15 protein-coding genes are annotated in these 18,883 nt (G+C 59.1%); 8 read left to right on the top strand and 7 right to left on the bottom strand.

Translation table 11 applies throughout. The features are described from left to right. Nucleotides 1-186: 186 nt before the first annotated feature. Complete coding sequence (locus tag NKJ17_RS18670; protein ID WP_352507238.1) at nucleotides 187-897, bottom strand: helix-turn-helix transcriptional regulator; 711 nt, start codon at nucleotides 895-897, stop codon at nucleotides 187-189. A 287-nt stretch (nucleotides 898-1,184) separates the two neighbouring features. Here NKJ17_RS18670 and NKJ17_RS18665 point away from each other — a divergent pair, with 287 nt between their 5' ends. After that, complete coding sequence (locus NKJ17_RS18665) at nucleotides 1,185-2,924, top strand: PAS domain S-box protein (protein ID WP_352507237.1); 1,740 nt, start codon at nucleotides 1,185-1,187, stop codon at nucleotides 2,922-2,924. Between the two features lie 181 nt (nucleotides 2,925-3,105). Here NKJ17_RS18665 and NKJ17_RS18660 read toward each other — a convergent pair whose 3' ends face one another. Next, nucleotides 3,106-3,780 (bottom strand): LuxR C-terminal-related transcriptional regulator, encoded by a 675-nt coding sequence (locus tag NKJ17_RS18660; RefSeq protein ID WP_352480474.1) that lies wholly within the window; start codon nucleotides 3,778-3,780, stop codon nucleotides 3,106-3,108. A gap of 511 nt (nucleotides 3,781-4,291) precedes the next feature. Between NKJ17_RS18660 and NKJ17_RS18655 the strand changes: the two genes are divergently transcribed. The 6 genes from NKJ17_RS18655 (at nucleotide 4,292) to NKJ17_RS18630 (ending at nucleotide 10,468) form a co-directional block, all read left to right on the top strand. Further along, the gene (locus NKJ17_RS18655; protein ID WP_023675619.1) at nucleotides 4,292-5,014 is read left to right on the top strand and encodes a nucleotidyltransferase family protein; all 723 of its coding nucleotides are present in this window, start codon (nucleotides 4,292-4,294) and stop codon (nucleotides 5,012-5,014) included. Between the two features lie 47 nt (nucleotides 5,015-5,061). Beyond that, nucleotides 5,062-6,198: a DegT/DnrJ/EryC1/StrS family aminotransferase gene (locus NKJ17_RS18650; RefSeq protein ID WP_352480475.1), complete on the top strand. Its 1,137-nt coding sequence runs from the start codon at nucleotides 5,062-5,064 to the stop codon at nucleotides 6,196-6,198. Continuing rightward, nucleotides 6,195-6,869 carry a sugar transferase gene (locus NKJ17_RS18645; RefSeq protein ID WP_352507236.1) on the top strand — a complete coding sequence of 225 codons (675 nt, stop codon included), beginning with the start codon at nucleotides 6,195-6,197 and terminating at the stop codon, nucleotides 6,867-6,869. Before NKJ17_RS18650 ends, NKJ17_RS18645 begins: the two co-directional genes overlap by 4 nt. Before the next feature lie 74 nt (nucleotides 6,870-6,943). After that, complete coding sequence (locus NKJ17_RS18640) at nucleotides 6,944-7,948, top strand: SDR family NAD(P)-dependent oxidoreductase (protein ID WP_352480477.1); 1,005 nt, start codon at nucleotides 6,944-6,946, stop codon at nucleotides 7,946-7,948. Continuing rightward, a complete protein-coding gene (locus tag NKJ17_RS18635) occupies nucleotides 7,945-9,219 on the top strand; it encodes a hypothetical protein (RefSeq protein WP_352507235.1) in 1,275 nt (424 codons plus the stop codon). The genes NKJ17_RS18640 and NKJ17_RS18635 overlap by 4 nt, the downstream gene beginning before the upstream one ends. Next, nucleotides 9,206-10,468 carry a polysaccharide biosynthesis/export family protein gene (locus NKJ17_RS18630; RefSeq protein WP_352507234.1) on the top strand — a complete coding sequence of 421 codons (1,263 nt, stop codon included), beginning with the start codon at nucleotides 9,206-9,208 and terminating at the stop codon, nucleotides 10,466-10,468. The genes NKJ17_RS18635 and NKJ17_RS18630 overlap by 14 nt, the downstream gene beginning before the upstream one ends. A gap of 37 nt (nucleotides 10,469-10,505) precedes the next feature. Here NKJ17_RS18630 and NKJ17_RS18625 read toward each other — a convergent pair whose 3' ends face one another. Further along, entirely contained in the window at nucleotides 10,506-11,804 is a 1,299-nt protein-coding gene (locus NKJ17_RS18625; RefSeq protein WP_352507233.1) for an HlyD family type I secretion periplasmic adaptor subunit, read from the bottom strand. A gap of 242 nt (nucleotides 11,805-12,046) precedes the next feature. Further along, nucleotides 12,047-13,798: a type I secretion system permease/ATPase gene (locus NKJ17_RS18620; RefSeq protein WP_352480481.1), complete on the bottom strand. Its 1,752-nt coding sequence runs from the start codon at nucleotides 13,796-13,798 to the stop codon at nucleotides 12,047-12,049. A 385-nt stretch (nucleotides 13,799-14,183) separates the two neighbouring features. On the opposite strand from NKJ17_RS18620, the gene NKJ17_RS18615 reads away from it, so the two are divergent. Next, nucleotides 14,184-14,897, top strand: a complete 714-nt coding sequence (locus tag NKJ17_RS18615; protein ID WP_352507251.1) for a N5-glutamine methyltransferase family protein — start codon at nucleotides 14,184-14,186, stop codon at nucleotides 14,895-14,897. Nucleotides 14,898-14,982: 85 nt separating this feature from the next. On the opposite strand, the gene NKJ17_RS18610 is transcribed toward NKJ17_RS18615, so the two are convergent. From NKJ17_RS18610 to asnB, 3 genes are read right to left on the bottom strand one after another with little or no spacing between them, the layout of a single operon-like run. Then, nucleotides 14,983-15,249: an acyl carrier protein gene (locus NKJ17_RS18610; RefSeq protein ID WP_254819389.1), complete on the bottom strand. Its 267-nt coding sequence runs from the start codon at nucleotides 15,247-15,249 to the stop codon at nucleotides 14,983-14,985. A 56-nt stretch (nucleotides 15,250-15,305) separates the two neighbouring features. Continuing rightward, nucleotides 15,306-16,862: a class I adenylate-forming enzyme family protein gene (locus tag NKJ17_RS18605; protein WP_352507231.1), complete on the bottom strand. Its 1,557-nt coding sequence runs from the start codon at nucleotides 16,860-16,862 to the stop codon at nucleotides 15,306-15,308. Continuing rightward, nucleotides 16,859-18,880 (bottom strand): asparagine synthase (glutamine-hydrolyzing), encoded by a 2,022-nt coding sequence (gene asnB, locus NKJ17_RS18600; protein ID WP_352507230.1) that lies wholly within the window; start codon nucleotides 18,878-18,880, stop codon nucleotides 16,859-16,861. Before asnB ends, NKJ17_RS18605 begins: the two co-directional genes overlap by 4 nt. Between the last annotated feature and the right edge of the window lie 3 nt (nucleotides 18,881-18,883).

Genomic DNA, 18,883 nt, shown 5'->3' with positions numbered 1-18,883 from the left:
CTCGCTGCCTAGATCGTTGTCCAACTTGTCGCCTTTCGAATCCGTTCGACAGTACCGAATGGCCGGTCCGGGATTGCGGCTTCCGTCATGCGGTGCACGACCTGCCAAGTCATGACACTCCAACTTGCGCCGTCTGAATCCCCGGGCGGATGCCGACGTCCGGCGATGGTATCCAGTGGCCTGCCTCTACGGCAGGACCGAAATGCGGCCAAGAAGGGCCACCAGTTCCGCCTGGCGTTTTGTTTCGGTCTTGGCGAACAGCGAGGCAAGCTGGGAACGGATCGTGGTGCGGCTGAGGCGCCAGCTGCGAGCGATCTCCAAAGGAGCGTCGCCCTGAGCCAGGCGCAAGGCGAGGTGCGTTTCTGCGCTCGTCAGGCCAAACATTCTTTGCAACGTGCGAGGATTTGGCCCAGATCTGTTATCCCGATCCAGCAACGCCACAATGCTCGTTCCGTCGGGAGCGATAACGCCGTTCTCGTTCAGAATCACCGGACGGTCGCCTCTGCTGCGGATCACCACCCAGGATAGTGAGCCCGGCAGGAATTGACCCGGAACATTTGCGATCAGCCGCCTTAGGGCGGTCGTAAGCCCGCTCGCAGTGTCGGCCGCTTCCCCCTGGCGCTCAAGCGTGGTTTGGGCGGCTGCGTTCCACTCGACCACCTTTCTCTCGCGATTCAGCACGAGATAGCCACAGCCAATGCGATCAAGCACGCCGGTTATGGATTCCAGACTGCGGCCTTTTTGTTCGCCGAACCTTGCGTCCAATAGATCCGATGCGCGATCGGCAAGGTGACCAGAAGAGGGCCGCGTATTCCGCGCTTCAAAATCATACCTGGTCCTCGTAGCAATGTACCGATTGCTCGAAGAAGCATTGACCTGTCTATCGATCAGATTCATTTTCTACCCCTAACCCAAAGTTTCACACGCCCGAAATAAGTATTCGGGATTCATGTAGTCTTCTATGTGTCGCTGGATTCTAGTCTTCTATGCGCTGACGGATAATATGTTCATCGCCACCTTGAAAAACTTAATATGATCCGACAGTTCTAAGGCAGCTCTTAGGCCCCGCTGCGTCCGATAAAATGCGCGCTATGATAGCGGTATGGCAATCCGGCAGTGGTACTAAGCTGTACGTTTTTTGCTCTAGTCTCGACGGGCTAGTCAGAAGGTTGTAGTCTGTGTCCATGAGCTCGCAGTCGCGCAGGTCGAATTCGAACCCGTCGGGCAGATTGCTAACTCATATTGCCTCTGCATCGGTGTTAGCTGCCACACTGATATTTGAAATCAAATCGTCAGCCTATATTGGGCAAGGCGCCAGTTTTCTGGAATTTATTCCGGCTATTATTATTATCGCCTATCTCGAAGACCGCGTGGCAGCGCTTGCTGCGACCATTCTGATGGTGACTGTCGGCCTGTGGGCGCGAGGACACGATCACATTTCAAATGGAGATTGGGCACGCGCAATCCTGCTTCTGGTTTCGGGCGGGGTAATTGCCATGACGTTCCATCGCCTTCGGCAGGACTTGCGTGAGTTGCTGGAAGTCGCGGAGGCCAGGCTAGCTGCCGTCGAAGCGACAGAAAGCCGCTATCGTTGGGCCTTCGAACGTGCTGCCCTGGGATTCGCGAACACCAACGAGAAAGGTGAGTTGCTTCAGTCCAACAAACGCCTTTGCGAGATGACCGGGTACAAGGAGGAGGAGCTTGCCCAATTGCGGCTCGATACGCTCGCCCATCCGAACGACCGGCATACCTTGGCGCAATTGTTGGCAAGGCTGGGCAATGACATCTCTTCGTTCGTTTCCGAGGTCCGTCTGTTAAGAAAGGACGGTATGGCATTCTGGGCTCGGCTAACGCTTTCTTCGTCCGTGCCCAAGGGGGGACTCTCGGAGAGCATCTTCGTGGTGGTCGACGATATTTCGGAACGACGCGCTGTTCACGAAGCGCTTCGGGCTCAGAAGGAATGGCTGGACCTCGCTCTGTCTGCTGGACGCTTGGGCACGTGGCGCATCGACCTTAAAGACGGGACAGTCACGGGCTCGGACACGTTCTGGGACATTCTCGGCCTGGCCCAGGCCAATAGCCGCAGTTTGGAGGAACTGTCAGCTGTCGTCCATCCGGCGGACTGGCCAAAGCTGGCGGCATCGAGAAAGGCCGCACCATCGGTCACGAATTACGATGTTGAGATACGTGTCCGCCGACCGGACGGACATATCCGCTGGGTTGCGCTGCGCGGAAGGGAGGAAAGACATGATGATGGTGGACAGCGGCTTGGAGTGGCTGCCGATCTGAGCGAGAGACGACAAACCACGCTGCTGCGTGCCGCGGCAAAGAAGCGGGAGCGCATCATGCTCGAACAGCGTCATAGATTCGGCAATGTTTTCGCGGTGATCACGGCGCTCGTGAAGATGGTCGATGTTCCCGGAAACAACGTCGCCAAATACAAGGAAATGCTGATCGATCGGATACGCGCGCTCGAGGCAACCCATTTGCTTCTTTCACGCAACGGCAGCGTATCGGGGGCGATAAACGATCTCGTTGCGCAAGAGTTGCACCCTTATATGGGGACACGCGCCATATCGGTCAGCGGTCCGTCCGTGGCGATATCGGGAGGCGCCGCCGAGAGTTTTGCAATGATCGTTCACGAGCTTGCCACCAATTCCATGAAATACGGAGCGCTTGGCGATTCAAAAGGCCGGATCGACGTAAGCTGGACGTTCGCAGCTGAAGACACAGGCAGCGATGTCGTGTTCGAGTGGGTGGAATCGGGGCGGCGGCGGACCTCAAGTGTAGTCCGTCATGGCTTCGGTTCCATGATAATCGGAGTGGATGGAGCGCCGCTTGTCGGTCACTCTCCCAGGCTGGAAATATCGGACCAAGGGTTGCGGTATTCGCTGCGGCTGTCGCGCAAGGAAATCGGATTGTAGTGCAGTGCTACAATCGGAAGCAGATATCTAAAGGCGGGTGGCGCTGAGCGGCCTTTGAGATGGGCAGTGTTCTTTCCAAGAATGTCGTTGGCCCAAAGCTGCGCCGTGGCTTTGGGATATGCAGTAATATGCGTGAGGAGTCATGGGATGCCGTTGCACGTCCAAAAGGACGCGCGGCGCTCTAGCTGGCATGTCTCGAAAGCCAAGTCTTCAGCATAACGGCAGCCTCGGTCCGATTGCGTACCCCCAATTCACGCAGAACCGCAGCAGCGTGGATTTTCGTGGTCGCCTCCGCGATTTCCAGATCGCGCGCAATTTCCTTGTTTGAATAGCCTTCCGCCATCAGCTTGAGGACTTCCTTTTGCCTCGAGGTCAGCCTGCCAAGGTTGACGCCAGCGGTACGTCGCTGTGGGCCCTTCTCGGAGTGGGTATGCGCGTGGGTTGCTTGCGTTGCACCCGAGCGTGACAGAAGTGCGGGAACATAGATGCGCCCGGAGAGGATTTCATTGACGGCCAAAACAACCTCTTCGTCCGTCTGCGACTTTACGATGTAACCGTGAAGCCCGATCGACAGAGCCGTGAGTATTTCCGAGCGTGAATCGTTTCCGGAAACGATCGCAAATCGCGTATCCGGATAGGCGGACAGGATCCCGCCGAGCACTTCTTGATTGAACAGGCCTGGCATATTCAGATCCAGGATCGCGAGATCCACGAACGATTGCTCCGCCAGCAAACTGAGCACCGCGTCGAAACAAGACGCTTCAAATATCTCTACACCTGGAATGCCTGCGGTCAGTGCCAATCGCAAGCCGCGACGATACAAGCCGTGATCGTCGGCGATGACGATTCGATACATTGAACTACCCCAACGCGTATCTGAATGGATTGAACGGTGATGGGCCTGAAGTCGTAGCCATTCACTCGTCGATTCATCCAGCCGACGCCGCGGCACCCCCAACACCACAAACGCCGAATTTCTAATATAATCTTAAATAACGGGAAACGCTCCTCTTTTTTTTGCCCCTTGTGAGCGAACCCGCCGAACGTCGTCGAACATACGTTCTGACCTTTTGGAAAGCTGACAGACCGGCTGGTCATTCAGCACTGCCATAGATCCAAAGATATAGAACAGCAAAACGGCCGAATTGTTACCATTCGAATGCACGACGACATCCACCCCGACGGCCACATACCATCCAGATGCAATGTCCGGATCAGGGATCGGTGGGGAAATCTCACCGGTCTTCTGCGGGAAATCTCACCGGTTCTTCGGAGGGGCAAAGAACGTGTTTCCCGGGTGCTGACCAAGGCAGGATAGCCGGCCCGTGACGATAGCGTTCAGGCCGAATGAACAAGGGAGGACCAGGATGAAAGCGGTGATTCAATGTGGAGGAATGGGAACACGCCTCCGCCCCTTCACTTCGGTCTTGCCGAAGCCGCTCATGCCGATCGGCGCACGGCCGGTTCTCGAGATGCTTCTGAAATGGTTGCGACGCAACGGTATTCAGGAAGTCTATATTACAACCGGGTATCTCGGCCACTTGATCCGCACCGTGTGTGGAGATGGCTCGCAGTGGAACCTGAAAATTCGATATACGCAGGAGATGGAGCCGCTTGGCACCATCGGGCCACTGTCTTTGATCAGGGATGAACTGACGGAGCCGTTTATCGTTCTCAATGGCGACGTCCTTACGGATCTAAGCCTCAGTCGATTTGTAGCAGCGCACCGTAAGCACACCGATCCGGTGACGATCGCAACAGCCTGTCGTCTGATCAAGATGGATTTCGGCGTCATCGACGAAGTCGACAATACCGTGCAGGTCTTTCGCGAGAAGCCGACCCTCTCGCATCTGGTCAGCATGGGAATTTACTGCATGAACCCGGACGTTCTGCAGTTTATCCCATCCGGCATACCCTTTGGGTTCGACGACCTGATGCTGCAGATGATGCAGAACGGCACAACCGTGCACGTGTACAAGCATGAGGGTCTCTGGCTCGATATCGGGCGCGTCGACGACTTCCAGAACGCACAGACCATTTCCTGGGAAGACCAATCGGCCTCGATCGAGGTCACCGCGACGGCTGCATGATGAAGTCACGAGCTCGGTTCCCACAATTATCAGTCTAGGAGGTTGTGATGCTCTTGGTCAGTGCCCCGATCCTGGGTGTGCCGGAAAAGACTGCTTTGACCAAGGTCATCGACAGCGGCTGGCTGACAATGGGGGAGCAGGTACGAGCCTTCGAACAAGCTTTTGCCGACGTCCATGGTGCGGAGGATTGCGTCGCGGTCGGTTCTTGTACGGCAGCGCTTCATCTCATTTTGCACGCACTTGGCATCGGACCGGGCGACGAGGTGCTGGTGCCATCCTTGACTTTCGTGGCGACCGCAAATGCGGTCCTCTATGTCGGTGCGACACCGGTCTTCGTGGACATCGAGTCAGCCGACGTGCCGCTGATGTCGATCGTGGAAGCCGAAGCGAAATGCACGACCCGCACCAAGGCAATCATTCTCGTCCATTTCGCCGGCTACCTCGCCGATCGGGAACAATGGCAGAGGTTCGCCCGTGCCCGGGGGCTGCATATCGTCGAGGACGCGGCGCATGCGCCGGGCTTGAAGGAGGTGGGGACATTTGGTGCCGCGGCCGCCTTCAGCTTCTACGGCAACAAGAACATGACCACGGCGGAAGGCGGGGCTGTGATCGCCAGGGATGCCGGTCTGCTCGAGACAATCCGCCAGGCGCGTGGACATGGGATGACCACCGGGACACGTCAAAGGCTGAACAGCCGCACCCCTCAGTATGATGTCACCATGCTCGGATTCAACTATCGCATGGATGAATTGCGGGCTGCGATCGGACTCGTCCAGCTGCAAAATTTGCAGGAGTGGAATGAGATCAGGCGTATCCTGGTCATGCTGTATCGCCGTCTCATAGCCAAGCATTGTCCGGCCGTGACCATCCCGTTCCACGAGCCGCGGACGTCGGCCTACCACATCATGCCTATCCTTTTGCCACGTTACGCCGACAGGCAAGACGTCATCGACGCACTGCGCGCGCAAGGGATACAAACCACTATCCACTACCCGCCGGTGCACCAGATGACGCTCTATCGTGAGCTTATCCCCGATACTCATTTGCCGCGCACCGAAGATTTCGCGCAGCGCGAGCTGACGGTACCGCTGCATCCGCAGGTCACGGCACCTTTGGTCGAAACGGTGGTTGTCGCTCTTGCCGCAGCGGTTAGCGGTTGCGCTCAGACAGGAACAGCCGCATGAATGCCCTGGACGTAGCCATTCACCGGCCTAACGTCTCAAGTGCCGCCCATGGGACTGTGAGACGAGCAATTGATCTCGTCATTGCTGCGGCCGCGGCGATCGTCTTTGCTCCGCTGATGTTGCTGATTGCCGTGGCGCTGCTGCTGGAAGGCGGTCGGCCCATCTTCTTTACGCAGACCCGCGTCGGGGCCGGTGCTCGCCCATTCCGCATGTACAAGTTCCGCAAGTTCAGCGTAAAATGCGATCCCGGTGGCTTGGCGCTGACCATGGCCGATGACAGCCGCATGACGCCGGTAGGACGGTTCCTCGCCGTCACCAAGTTCGACGAGCTGCCGCAGCTTTGGAACGTCTTCAGGGGCGAGATGGCAATCGTCGGGCCGCGCCCGGAGAGCCTTGTCTTCGCCGATTGTTTTCGCGGGGGCTTCGAGGGTATTTTACAATACAAGCCAGGCTTGCTTGGTCCAGCCCAGGTTCTCTTCCGGAATGAAGCGCATTTTTATCCGCGATCCGTGGACCCGTTACTGTTCTACCGTGAGGTCTTGTTTCCGGCCAAAGCCAGGCTTGACCTTTCCTATTATCCGCAACGCACGATCGTCTCCGATGTCGTCTGGATGGTGCGCGGCCTGCTGGCGGTGCTTGGCGTCGTTTCGCCGCCGCCGATCGAAACTTGAGAGCAGATGGGACATCGGCGCTCTCGTGGATTTGCAAAGTCAGTGCCTCACGTCATAGGGGGAACGCTTGGGTCATGGCATACAAGGGCAGGAAAGTTCTGGTTACGGGTGCCGATGGGTTCATCGGTTCGCATCTCACCGAGGCGCTCGTCCGCAGCGGTGCCGACGTCACCGCGGTGGCTCTCTACAATTCCTTCGACAGCCACGGCTGGCTGGACGATTTACCGGACACTATACGAAGCCAGTTGAACCTCATCCGCGGCGATGTTCGCGACAGCGCGTTCGTTAATCGGATCGTGCGCGGCCAGGCGGTCGTGTTTCATCTCGCCGCACTGATCGCTATCCCGTATTCGTATGCCGCCGCCCAGTCCTATGTGGAAACCAACATCCTGGGCACGGTCAACGTCCTCGAAGCGGCGCGCCAATGGGAGACAGAGCGTGTGGTGCACACCTCGACAAGCGAGGTTTATGGCACCGCGCTGACAATGCCTATCAGCGAGTCCCACCCATTGCAGGGACAGTCACCGTATTCGGCATCCAAGATCGGTGCGGACATGATGGCGGAGTCCTACGCCAGATCGTTCGACATTCCCGTGGTTATCATGCGGCCCTTCAATACGTACGGCCCACGCCAAAGTGAGCGGGCCATCGTACCGACCATCATACGTCAGGCTCTCGATAAAAAATGCCCTGCGATCATGGTGGGAGACACAAGCCCGATCCGCGACCTTACTTTCGTGGAAGACACCGCGGCGGCGTTTTTGACCGCAGGTTCGGCCGAGCTCGAATTTGGCCATGCCTACAACGCCGGAAGCCAGCGCGCTGTGACGATCTCGGACATATTGGATCTGGTGATCGAGTTGAGTGGCTGCAAGAAACCAATTCACCGCGACGAGCGCCGGCTGCGGCCGCAGAATTCCGAGGTGCGTGCCTTGCTGGCCGATTCTTCGCTCCTCGAAAGCAAGACTGGATGGCGCGCCCAGACCAGCCTGCGCGAAGGCTTGGAGCGGACCATCGGATGGTGGCAAGGGCGCCTCAGCGAAGGCCGGGTGCGACACGAAATGGGCTACATGACATGACCTTTCGCCCGCGTGGGTTGGCTCCGCTGTTGATTGCGGCTGCCTTGTCGTTGGATTTGTCCACGGCCAGCGGCCGGCAAGACAGCGCGCCGACACAGTTTGTCGCGCCAGTGATGATGGATCTGCCCGATTATCTCCAACCCGCGACGGATCCAGCCTTCGGGACAGTTTTCATGCGCATCACCAAGCCTGGCGCTCTTGGCAATGGCGTCGTATGCGAGAAGAAATTTTGCAGCCACCGTTATTCCAGCTCCCAGGCATGGAATTCAGACCAGAGCCTCCTCGTCATCACCAACGGCTGCAATGGCATGTGCTTTTTCGACGGGCACACCTATGTCCCGCTTTTCCGTCGCGCTCGATCGGCTGAATGCGAATGGCATCCGCAAAATCCCGATCTGATGATTTGCGTTCAGGACCGGAAAATTTCGACCTGGGCGCCACGGACCAATCGCGAAGACGTGCTGTTCGTGTCGCCGAATTACCATGATCTTCAGTTCGGTCCGTCCAAAGGCAATCCTAGCCGCGACGGCGACCGCATAGCAGTGCGCGCGATCCGTGGGGATGGTGCGATGGTTGCCTTTGCCTATGATCTCAAGCAGCGCCGGAAATTTCCTGACATCGATCTTGCCCAGCTTGCCGGAACGGTCAGCGCCTGCTCGATCTCCCCGCTGGGAGCGAACATCCTGTGCTTTCAGAACGTGAACGAAGACACAGAACAGCGAGCTATTTTCTCCGTCGACGGGACGTTGCGGCAGAGGTGGACGGACCATCATCGGCCCGGCCATGGCGATATGACGGTCGATGATGACGGTAGCGAAGTTTTCGTGGGCATCAGCAAATCCGACCCTGACAAATATCACGTCATCAAAAGGAGACTGATTGACGGGAAGGTCACCTCGCTTATGAAATTTGGCGAAGCGGAGCATGCGTCCGCGCGGGCACTGGACAGGAGCGGCTGGGTGTTCGTGAGCTATGGCGGCAATCCCGATGAGATATCTGCCAATCGCGACTGGGCGCCATATGCGCGAGAGGTGATCGCGCTGCGCCTCGACGGCAGCGGTGAGGTTCGACGAGTCACGCAAACCCACAACGTCCCGTCCGACTATTGGAGCGAAACCCATGCCTCGCCGTCCCCCGACGGCTCACAGGTGATCTGGTCGAGCAACTGGGGCGTGCCTGGCGGGCCAGTCTACGAATTCATCACCCGTCTCGATTGGCCGGAAGAGTCGCGGTCGAACCAGAAGGAGATTGCCGCCAATGGTCCTCGTTAATCGAATCCTTCTTGTCGTGCTCGGCATGCTAGCCGCGATGGAAACGGCCGCTGCGGCGGAAGCACGGGTTGCTTATCGACTTTCCGCCGGCGATACCGTCGAGATAGGAATTGCCTCCATCTCTGAGCGAACGCAACGTGCGGTGGTCCAGATGGACGGCACGATCGCGCTTCCCGAAGTCGGGATGGTTTCGGTTGGCGGCCTGACTCCGGCCGAACTGCAGACACGCATGCAGACGATCTTGCCAACCAAGATATTCCACCAGCGGCTGCCTGACGGGCGGGAGCAAATGATCGTCATCAAGCCGACAGACGTGACCGCCGTGGTTGCAGAGTACAGGCCGATCTATGTGACTGGCGACGTGCTCACTCCCGGACAGCAGGCCTATCGCCCGCTGATGACCGTGCGGCAGGCGATTGCGGTGTCAGGTGGCTTCAGCCTTTTGCGGTCCCGGGCAAACCAGGTTGGCCCCGATCCGGTGGATCTGCGGCGCGATTATGAGTCGCTTTGGGGGGAATACACGAGAGACTATTTTCACAGCGCCCGTCTGCGCGCCGAACTTCAGGGTAAGTCGACTTTCGACATGCAGCCACCACAAGGGTCGCCGTTGTCGGCAGGTTTTGCGTCGGCGATCGCGCAGGCCGAAGCAGAAGGGCTGAAGCTCTCGTTGGACAATTTCCAGAAAGAGCAGAGCTTTCTCGACAAAAGTGGCAAGGATGCTGCAGCGCAAACCGAGACCTTGCTCGAGCGCGAGCGGGCCGAAGCGGATGGGGTGAAGGCGGACGAAGACGAACTGGCGCGCGTAAGGAAAGCGTTTGAGTCGGGAAATCTAACCAATACCCGGCTCGCCGACGTCCGGCGCGCTTTGGTGCTCTCTTCCAGCCGGGCACTCGAAACCTCGGTTGAACTTATGAGAGCACGACGTCAGCAGGACGATTTTGCCAGACAGCGCGAACGCAATGACAACCAAAGAAGGATCGGTCTGCTGACCGAGCTGAAGGATACCAACGTGCGCCTTGCCGACGTCAGCGCAAGACTTCGCGCCGCCAGCCAGAAGTTGCAGCCCACGGGAGCGGCCGCCCTGCCGTTGCCGGTTGCCGGCGAAAGGATCCAGGCCGAGGTAACGATCATTCGCAAGCTCGGCGAAGAATGGCGGAAACAGCTTGTCCAAGAAGACACCGAGGTCATGCCGGGAGACACGATCGAGGTCAGGTTCAGCAGCGCTCTCGAAAACGCGGCGACCCGATGAATCGGCCGGGCTGCCGGTTGAGAGTGTGGCAGCCTCCTTACTGCCTGAAGGCCCTGGAGAACTGGTCGGTAAGAGGCTTCATCAAGTAGGACCAGACACTGCGCTCGTCGGTTCTTATGTGGACTTCGGCGGGCATGCCGGGTTTGAGTATTTTCTCTCCAGTCAGGCAGGTCGCTTCATTCTCGACGTCGATGCGAGCCGAAAAATAGGAAAGCTGGCGTTGCTGATCCTTGATCAGATCCGCTGAGACGCGCTTGACCGAGCCTTCGCAAGCAGGTGTGGTGCCGGCGTCGAACGCCGGAAAGCGGATCGATACCTGCTGTCCGGGATGAATCTCATCGATACGCGACGGAGGAATGGAAGCGTCGACGACAAGGTTGTCGGAATCGGGCACAATCATCATGAGCACCTCTCCGGCGCCAATTACGCCTCCGACGGTGTGGACCGAGGATTCTTGTACCGTGCCCGACTGCGGGGCACGAATGTCTGTCCTGCCGAGTTCGTCTTCGGCCACCACCTTGCGCTCACTGAGTTCGGTCTGCTTGGCTTCCGTTTCGCGAAGTTCGTTGGTCACGTCGCTCCGCATTTGTTCGTCGAGCTGAAGCACCTGCAGGTCCGTTTCACTGATGTGAGCCTGTACCTCCGCTATCGCCGCGACAAGGCGTCCCGATTCGCCGCGAGTCCGGGTCTTCTCCAGGCTGACATTGCTCAACCTCTCCTTGGACACCAACTTCTTTGCATAGAGAGATTCGACATCTGCAAGGTTCTTGGTCAGCAGATCCAGAGACTCGTCCGTCGCAGACTGCTGCGATTTGAGGCCATCGATCTGACGTTCCAGCTGCTTCGAGCGGCTTTGCAATTGGGCTTTCTGGCCAGCCAGCGCCGCAGCACGGCTTTCAAACAAGGCACGCTCGCCACTGACAAGTGCCGCCACTTGCGGATCACCCATTTGAGCGCGAAGGTCGGGCGGGATCTGCATTTCCGGCAGACCCTGGCGCTCGGCCTCCAGTCGGGCCAGACGAATGGTGGCGCGATTGAGGTCCTCGGTGATTATCTGCAGGTTTGCTCGGGTCAAGGTGTTGTCCAGCCTGACCAACACGTCGCCGGCCTTCACATGATCGCCGTCCTGCGCGAAGATTCCGCCGATGGTGCCGCCGGTTTGATGCTGCACTTTTTTTATGTTGCTTTCGACCACCACAGTCGCAGGCGCAATCACCGCGCCGGCAATCTTGGTCAATCCCAACCAGAGCCCTCCGCCAAAGACCAACAGCAAGCTGGTTGCCAGGCCCAGGAGCAGATTGGCCCGGATGCCATCCGGATCTGGCTTCGTCTCCAACGAACGGCTCTCACCGCCGGCGGCGACGTATGACGACACGGTAACAGTGGAGCGATACCTCGCATATGCTCGGCCGCACCTTTGCGCGGCGGAACGACAATTTGTTGCCAGGCTCCGGACCAGATTACCCCAGGGTAGATTGGCTCGAATGCCATCCGACTCCGGCTTCGCCCCGGTCGGCTGGCCTTCGCCGCCAACCGCAGCATATGACGACATGGTCACGTTAGACACTAAGCAATACCTCACGCATGCCCGCTTGCACCGTGCTGCAGCGGAACGACAATGTTTGGCTTGTCCGGACGCGGGAAGGGCCGGACCACATTTGCCAGAACGTCTTCGCGCGAGCCGAACGAATGGAGCATCCCGTTCGACAGGACGAGTACCTGATCGATGTTGACGAGAGCGGAGGGGCGATGCGCAACGACGATCACGATACCGCCGCGCTGACGCACAGCCAGGATTGCGCCGGCCAAAGCAGCATCGCCGTCTGCGTCCAGATTGGAATTTGGTTCGTCAAGAACGACGAGGAAGGGATCGCCGTAAAGTGCCCTGGCAAGCCCGACGAGCTGCCTCTGCCCAGCCGAAAGGGCCGCGCCGCCTTCTCCGATGCGTGTTTGAAAACCCTGCGGAAGACGCATGATCATCTTGTCCACGCCCGCAGCCTTGGCAGCTGCCAGCACGCCTTTTGCGTCGCTTTTGCCACCGAACCTCGAAATGTTATCGGCGATCGTCCCGTCGAACAGCTCAACGTCCTGTGGCAGGTAGCCAATATGAATGCCGAGCAGTTCTGAGTTCCACTGATCGAGCGAGGCGCCGTCCAATCTTACCGTGCCACGAAGCGGCTTCCACGCCCCGACCAAAGCGCGTACGAGCGTGGTCTTGCCGGAGCCGCTCGGGCCGACGACCGCCAACCCTGCGCCTCTTGCCAAGCGGAAGCTTACATTGAAGATGGTTGGCTTCTGCAGGCTTGGTGGCGCGACAGTCAAATCTTCGACCGCAAGCTCCGCCTTTGGGCGCGGCAGTTCCATTGTCTCTTGCTGGCTAGCAAAGGCATCCAGCGCTGCCGCCAGCTCGGAATAGCTCTTGCGGGTTGCCAGAAACCCTCTCCAGTTTGCGATGGCCACATCGACCGGCGCTAGTGAGCGGCCCAGCAAAATGGACGATGCAATGATCACGCCGGGCGAGGCCTCGCCCCCGATCACAAGGTAGGCACCAAGCCCCAGCACACATGATTGCAAGGCCATTCGCAGCGTCTTCGACAGTGAGCTCGCTGCGCCGACGACGTCCGAAAGCCGTTCCTGGTTCTTCAGATAAAGATGACTGACCTCGTTCCAGCGCCGGCTAAGCGGAGCAGACAGGCCCATCGCCTGAACGACCTCTGCATTGCGGCGGCCGGAATCGGCCAGCAGCCGCTGCGCGACGAGTGTTTCAGATGCACGAGCCGCAGGTTTGCGGCCGATGATCTCGGCAACCACCGTCAAAAAAACAACGGCGCATGCACCGAGCGTTGCCAGCACGCCAAGGGCGGGGTGCAGCAGATAGATGACCACCATATAAAATGGTATCCAGGGAGCATCGAATAAGACCGTCGGCCCCAGCCCGGAAAGAAAGCCACGTAGCTGGTCCAGATCACGAAGCGGGTGTATCCGGTTCGCATCCGGCCCGGCGACCAGGGGCAGGGAAAGCGAGGCTGCAAACGCCTTTTGCTGCAGATTTTTATGCAGGCGGCTGCCGATGCGGACCAACAGGCGAAGCCTCACGAAATCGAGGAGCCCATAGGCCGCGTAAAGTCCCAGCATCCCGACGGTAAATCCGATAAGAGTCGGCACGCTCTGCGAAGGCAGCACGCGGTCGTAGACCTGGAGCATGTAGACGGAGCCGGTCAAGGCGAGGATATTTATCAATGCGGAGAAAACGCCTACGCCGACGAGGCCGTGCACACAGCCAAACATTGCGGAGCGTAGATCGAGCGAGCGCTCTTTGGTCGACTTCATGATGCGCGCTCGTTGACGCGAAATTGCCGCGCAATCTCGTCGATTCTTTCGATGAGGGACAAACTTTAACCTTCCGGGAAGCAGCAGCTCCGCCCCGCTGCTGGAACATTACGAATTGCTTACATATGTGCCTTCTTTGATTAAAATGTAGCAAAATCGTGACGCCAGGCTGAGAATTCGGCAACTGGCTCGCCAGCCTGGGGATAACCGGCTCGAGTAAGGAGATATTCCTAATCATGACACGGCGCAGAAGCTTATGGTCATCTTTGTAGCATCAGGGCTTCAAAGCGTCTGAGGCGGGATTGGGTTTTGATTTTGTCGATCGAGAGTTAAGCGGTTTTAAGATACACTTTATCGGTGCGCCATTGTCGGCCACCAACGCCGGATAAAACGGGAGGTGAGTGTCGTGAGCGAAGAGATCAATGTCGCCGATGCCTATGGCAGGGGCCGCAGCACCTTCATGGGACTGCAGCTGCTCGTCTCGCCCGGTGCGCTTGTTCCTCGACCGGAAACGGAACTGCTCGGCAACGCCGCTCTCGATGTTCTGAGCCAACTGAACTTGCCGGTACCTCGCGTTGTCGACATGTGCTGTGGGGCGGGCAATCTGGCATGCGCCATCGCGCACCACGCCCCCACCGCGCGCGTGTGGGCAAGCGATCTTACCGACGGATGCGTGCAGGTCGCGCGCCGCAACGTCATCCATCTTGATATGGAGGAGCGGGTAACAGTGCTTCAGGGCGACTTGTTCAGCGCCTTCTCCGGCCTGGAGCTTGACGGGACGATCGATGTGGTCGTTTGCAACCCGCCCTACATTTCGGAAAAACGGCTCGAGGGCGACCGTTCGCATCTGGTCGAACTCGAGCCGCGTGAAGCATTCGCAGCCGGCCCCTACGGCCTGAGCATCCACATGCGGGTGCTGAAGGAGGCGCCGCGTTATTTGCGGCGCGGAGGCATCCTGCTTTTCGAGGTCGGCCTTGGCCAGGACCGGCAGGTCATGAGTTTGCTCGAGCGTTCCAAGGTCTATGAGAGTATCCGGGCAGTCACCAATCCAGCCGGCGAGGGCCGGGTGGTTGTGGCACATACAAAGGCGCAGGCATAAGCGCCACAGTCGCGGCAGGCTTCAGACGCGCTGTCGCGGCTTAAAACAGCCGGGGATTTGAAACAGAGCTGCGGGCTTTCGGCAATCAGTTTCTCTTGCGCATGACGTATCGCGCAATTCCCTGGATGGAATCGAGGTTCTCGGGCAGCAGCTCGCTGTCTTCGACCGTGATGCCGAAGGTCTCCTCGATGAAGCCGATAACCTCGAGCACCCCCGTCGAGTCCACGATGCCCTGGTCGAGAAGCGAGGTGTCGCTCTCCAGACTGTCCGGATCGGCTATATAGAAATTCGAGGCCAGGAAAGCGCGAATTTGTTCACTGAAGGTATCGGTTCTATCCTTGGTAGATAACATTGATTTCGCCTCCGGTACAAAAGATGAATGCTGATCAACTTCGCTTTGGTGCCGACTCATGACAGGGCCGTTTTTTTGAGTTTGCCCGTGTCGGTCATCGGCAGACTGGGTACGATGACGATGGACTTCGGAACCATGAAGTTTTCCAGCCGTCTCTGGCACTCTTTCTGCAACTGCTTTTCGCCGAGCATGCTTCCCTGCTCCATCACGACAAACGCCTTCACTGCTTGCCCGAGCATCTCGTCCGGAACGCCGATGACCGCGGCTTCCCGTACGCCGGCAATGTTCATCAACGCGTTTTCCACCTCCTTCGGCGCTATCTTCTCTCCGCGCGATTTTATGATCTCGTCGCCGCGACCGACAAAGTAGAGATAGCCCTCGGCGTCCATCCGGCAGTAGTCGCCGGTGTACAGGACCTGCTCACCCGGCAGCGGTCCGGGTTTGAGCTTTCTGGCTGTCGCCTCCGGCTTGCCCCAATAGCCCTTCATCACCGTCGCTCCGCGGATGACGAGCTGACCAACGACGCCGGGTCCGACCCGCCTGTCATGCTCGTCGACAATCCACATTTCCGTGTTGGGGATGGCGATGCCGACGCTCAACGGCTTTCGCTCCAGATCGTCCGGCGGCAGGTAGGTGCAGCGCTTGCATTCGGTAAGGCCGTACATCGAATAGATACGGGCGCCAGAAAACAGCTCCTGCAGCAGGAGAATGTGCTTGAGCGGCAGGGCGGCCGCAGTGTTGGTGACATAGCGAATGCTCGAAAAATCCTGATCCCTCAGAGACTTGAGCTCCCCGAGTGCGGCAAAGATGGTCGGTACGCCGGGAAAGCCCGTCACCCTTTCTTGCTTGATCAGCCCAAGGATCTGCGCCGGGAAGGCGAACGAGCGCTCAAGCACCAGCCGGGCGCCCGCGCCGAACGCCATGATCATCTGGTAAAGACCGTAGTCGAAGGCGAGCGGCAGGACATTGAGGATCACCTCGTCTTCGGCAAGCGCCAGGTACGAGGAAATCGAGGCGCATGCGGCGATCATGTTTCGATGCGTCAGCATCACGCCCTTGGGCTCGCCCGTCGAGCCGGACGTATAAATGATCGCAGCGAGATCGATGTCGATGCAGCGGCGCGCGGGCGGCGTGCTGCGGGCTGCCGCGACCGCAGTATCCCAGCGCACAGCATGCGGAAGTTCTTGCAGGTCGTTGCGTTCGATCGGCCCGGAGACGATCATGCGGCGCAACGATGGGCAATTCCGCGCCGGATCCCTGAAAATCGAGTGCAGGTGTTTGTCGGTGATCAGTGCCGTCGGGCGGCAATCGTTGAGCAAATAATCGAGCTTGTCGCTTTTGGTGAGCGGATTGACGATGCACACCACGGCGTTGGCCTTGAGCACCGCCCAGAAAGCGACGACGGCCTCGACAGTGTTGTCGGCGAAGATCACCACTCGATCGCCACGCGCAATTCCAGCCTCGGTCAAATGGTGCGCTATGGCGTTCGAGCGCATGTCGAGATCGCCATAGGTGACACGTTGATTGCCGCACACCAGGGCCACCTTGGCGCCGAGCCGGCTGGCAGAGTTGGTGAGATAGTCGTGCAGGAGGGGTACGGCGCCATGCATCATGCGAGCACCTCTTCACGATGCTCGCGGTCGATATCGATGCTGAGCTTGAGCGTGCGAGCCCCACTTGGACGGCTCGCGATAAATTGCCGATGGAGAAGCTGCGTCGACAGCACTCCGACCAGCGCCATATTGTCGGAGTTGGACAGGTCGCCGCCGCCGGCGCTGGCTTGGCACTTGCTCAGGAGCCGGGTAACCGATTTGGGATCGAAGACGTTCGCTTCGCGCAGCGCCGCCTCCGAAAGTGCTTCGCGAATGTAGACCGGAGCGCCATCTGCGACGAAGCAAAGCGCGTTGGGGGCCCGGTAAGGCTGTTTCTTGCGGGTGACGATTTCCGACGGCACGATCGGTTGCGCTACACGTTTCAGCACATGCTTTTCGTCGAGCACGCGCAGCTTGTAGGCGGCCGGAAGCGAATTCGCGAGCCTCACGAGTTCATGGTCGAGGAACGGGAAGCGCCCCTCGACGGAATGAGCCATGAGCATCCTGTCCCCTTGTGAGGACAGCAGGTAGCCCGACATCAGCGTCTGGATCTCGATATACTGGTCCTGCGCAAGAGAGCCCCATCGCGAAAACTCCGACGGCAGGCGGGCAAGCAGCTCGGACACGGCGTTATGGCGCTCCGTTTGGGCGCGCATGTCTGGCGAAAACAGCCGCTTGATGGCGCTTGTGGTACGCCAGCGCGTGCCATGCGCAAAACCAGGCGCACCACAGGCGTGGATGTCGCGCCCGAAGAACTGGCGTGCCATAGCTTGCTGCTGTACCGGCGAGCGGCTGAGATAGGGATAGAGGCGCTCCAGCAAACGGGAGCGTCGCTTCGAGGCGGGCTGGCGTCCCCAGAAGCGGCGGACCTTGCCTTCGCGGAACAAATCGTAGCCGGCGAACATTTCGTCGGCCCCTTCGCCGGTCAGCACGACCTTGATGCCATGCTGGCGCACCAGTCTCGAGAGCAGGAACAGCGGCGCCGGCGCGGTTCTTAGGATTGGCCGCTCGGCATGGTAGATAACCTCAGGGAAGATGCCAGCGATATCGCTGCGCGAAACAACCACCTCATGATGGTCGCTGCCGGCCACGCCGGCAACCAGGCGCTGGAAATGCGTCTCATCATATTCGGCGTCGGCAAAACGCAGCGAGAAAGTCTGGAAGCGCTCGCCCGCGAAGCGTCTCCCCAGCGTGGCGACCAGTGAGCTGTCGAGCCCGCCGGACAAATAGCAGCCAACCGGCACGTCGGCGCGTACTATCCTGAGCGCCGTCGCGGTCTCCAAGGCGCTGCGCACTTCCTCCACCGCGTCATCAAGCGAGCCGCTGAATTCATCATCGCCAGGCCCGTCAACCTCTGGATAGGCAGGCTTCCAAAAAGCCCGCTCGCGAACGACGCCGCGGTCATAAATGCGGACATGCCCAGGCGTGAGTTCGCTTACTCCTCCAAACACGCCTTGTGGCGGCGCGACAGTCCAAAGAGTAAAAGTCTGATCGATGCCGGCTGGATCGAACGCGCGGGGTATGTCCGCATCGGCCGCGAAAATGGCCTTCACCTCGCTGGCGAAGTAAAGCCGTCCGCCATGCTCGCAAAAGTGCAGCGGGCAGATGCCGAACCGATCCCGCGACAAGACGAGACGACCAGCCACGGAGTCCCAGATGGCGACTGCCCACTGCCCATTCATTCGCTCGAAGGCGGCCTCGCCCCAGGCATGATAGGCATGGACGATGACCTCGGTGTCGCTGCGTGTGCGGAAGCGATAACCGAGCGCGGCCAGGTCTTGTCGCAGCTCGACGTAATTGAAGATTTCGCCGTTGAAGACGATCCACATTGTGTCGTCCGCGCCGGCGAGTGGCTGCTGGCCGCTTGCGAGATCGATGACGGACAGGCGGGCATGCGCCAATCCTGCACGTCTGTCCCGGTAAAGGCCGCGCTCGTCCGGGCCGCGATGCGCCAGCGCGCCCGCCATACGTATCAGCGCATCCCGGGAAGGGGACGCCGCTGCGGCGCTCAGCGACACAATTCCGGCGATGCCGCACATCGC

It is taken from the genome of Mesorhizobium sp. M0208 (genome assembly GCF_040322015.1).
Taxonomy (GTDB): Bacteria; Pseudomonadota; Alphaproteobacteria; order Rhizobiales; family Rhizobiaceae; genus Mesorhizobium.
This window is presented reverse-complemented; position numbering and strand designations above follow the sequence as displayed.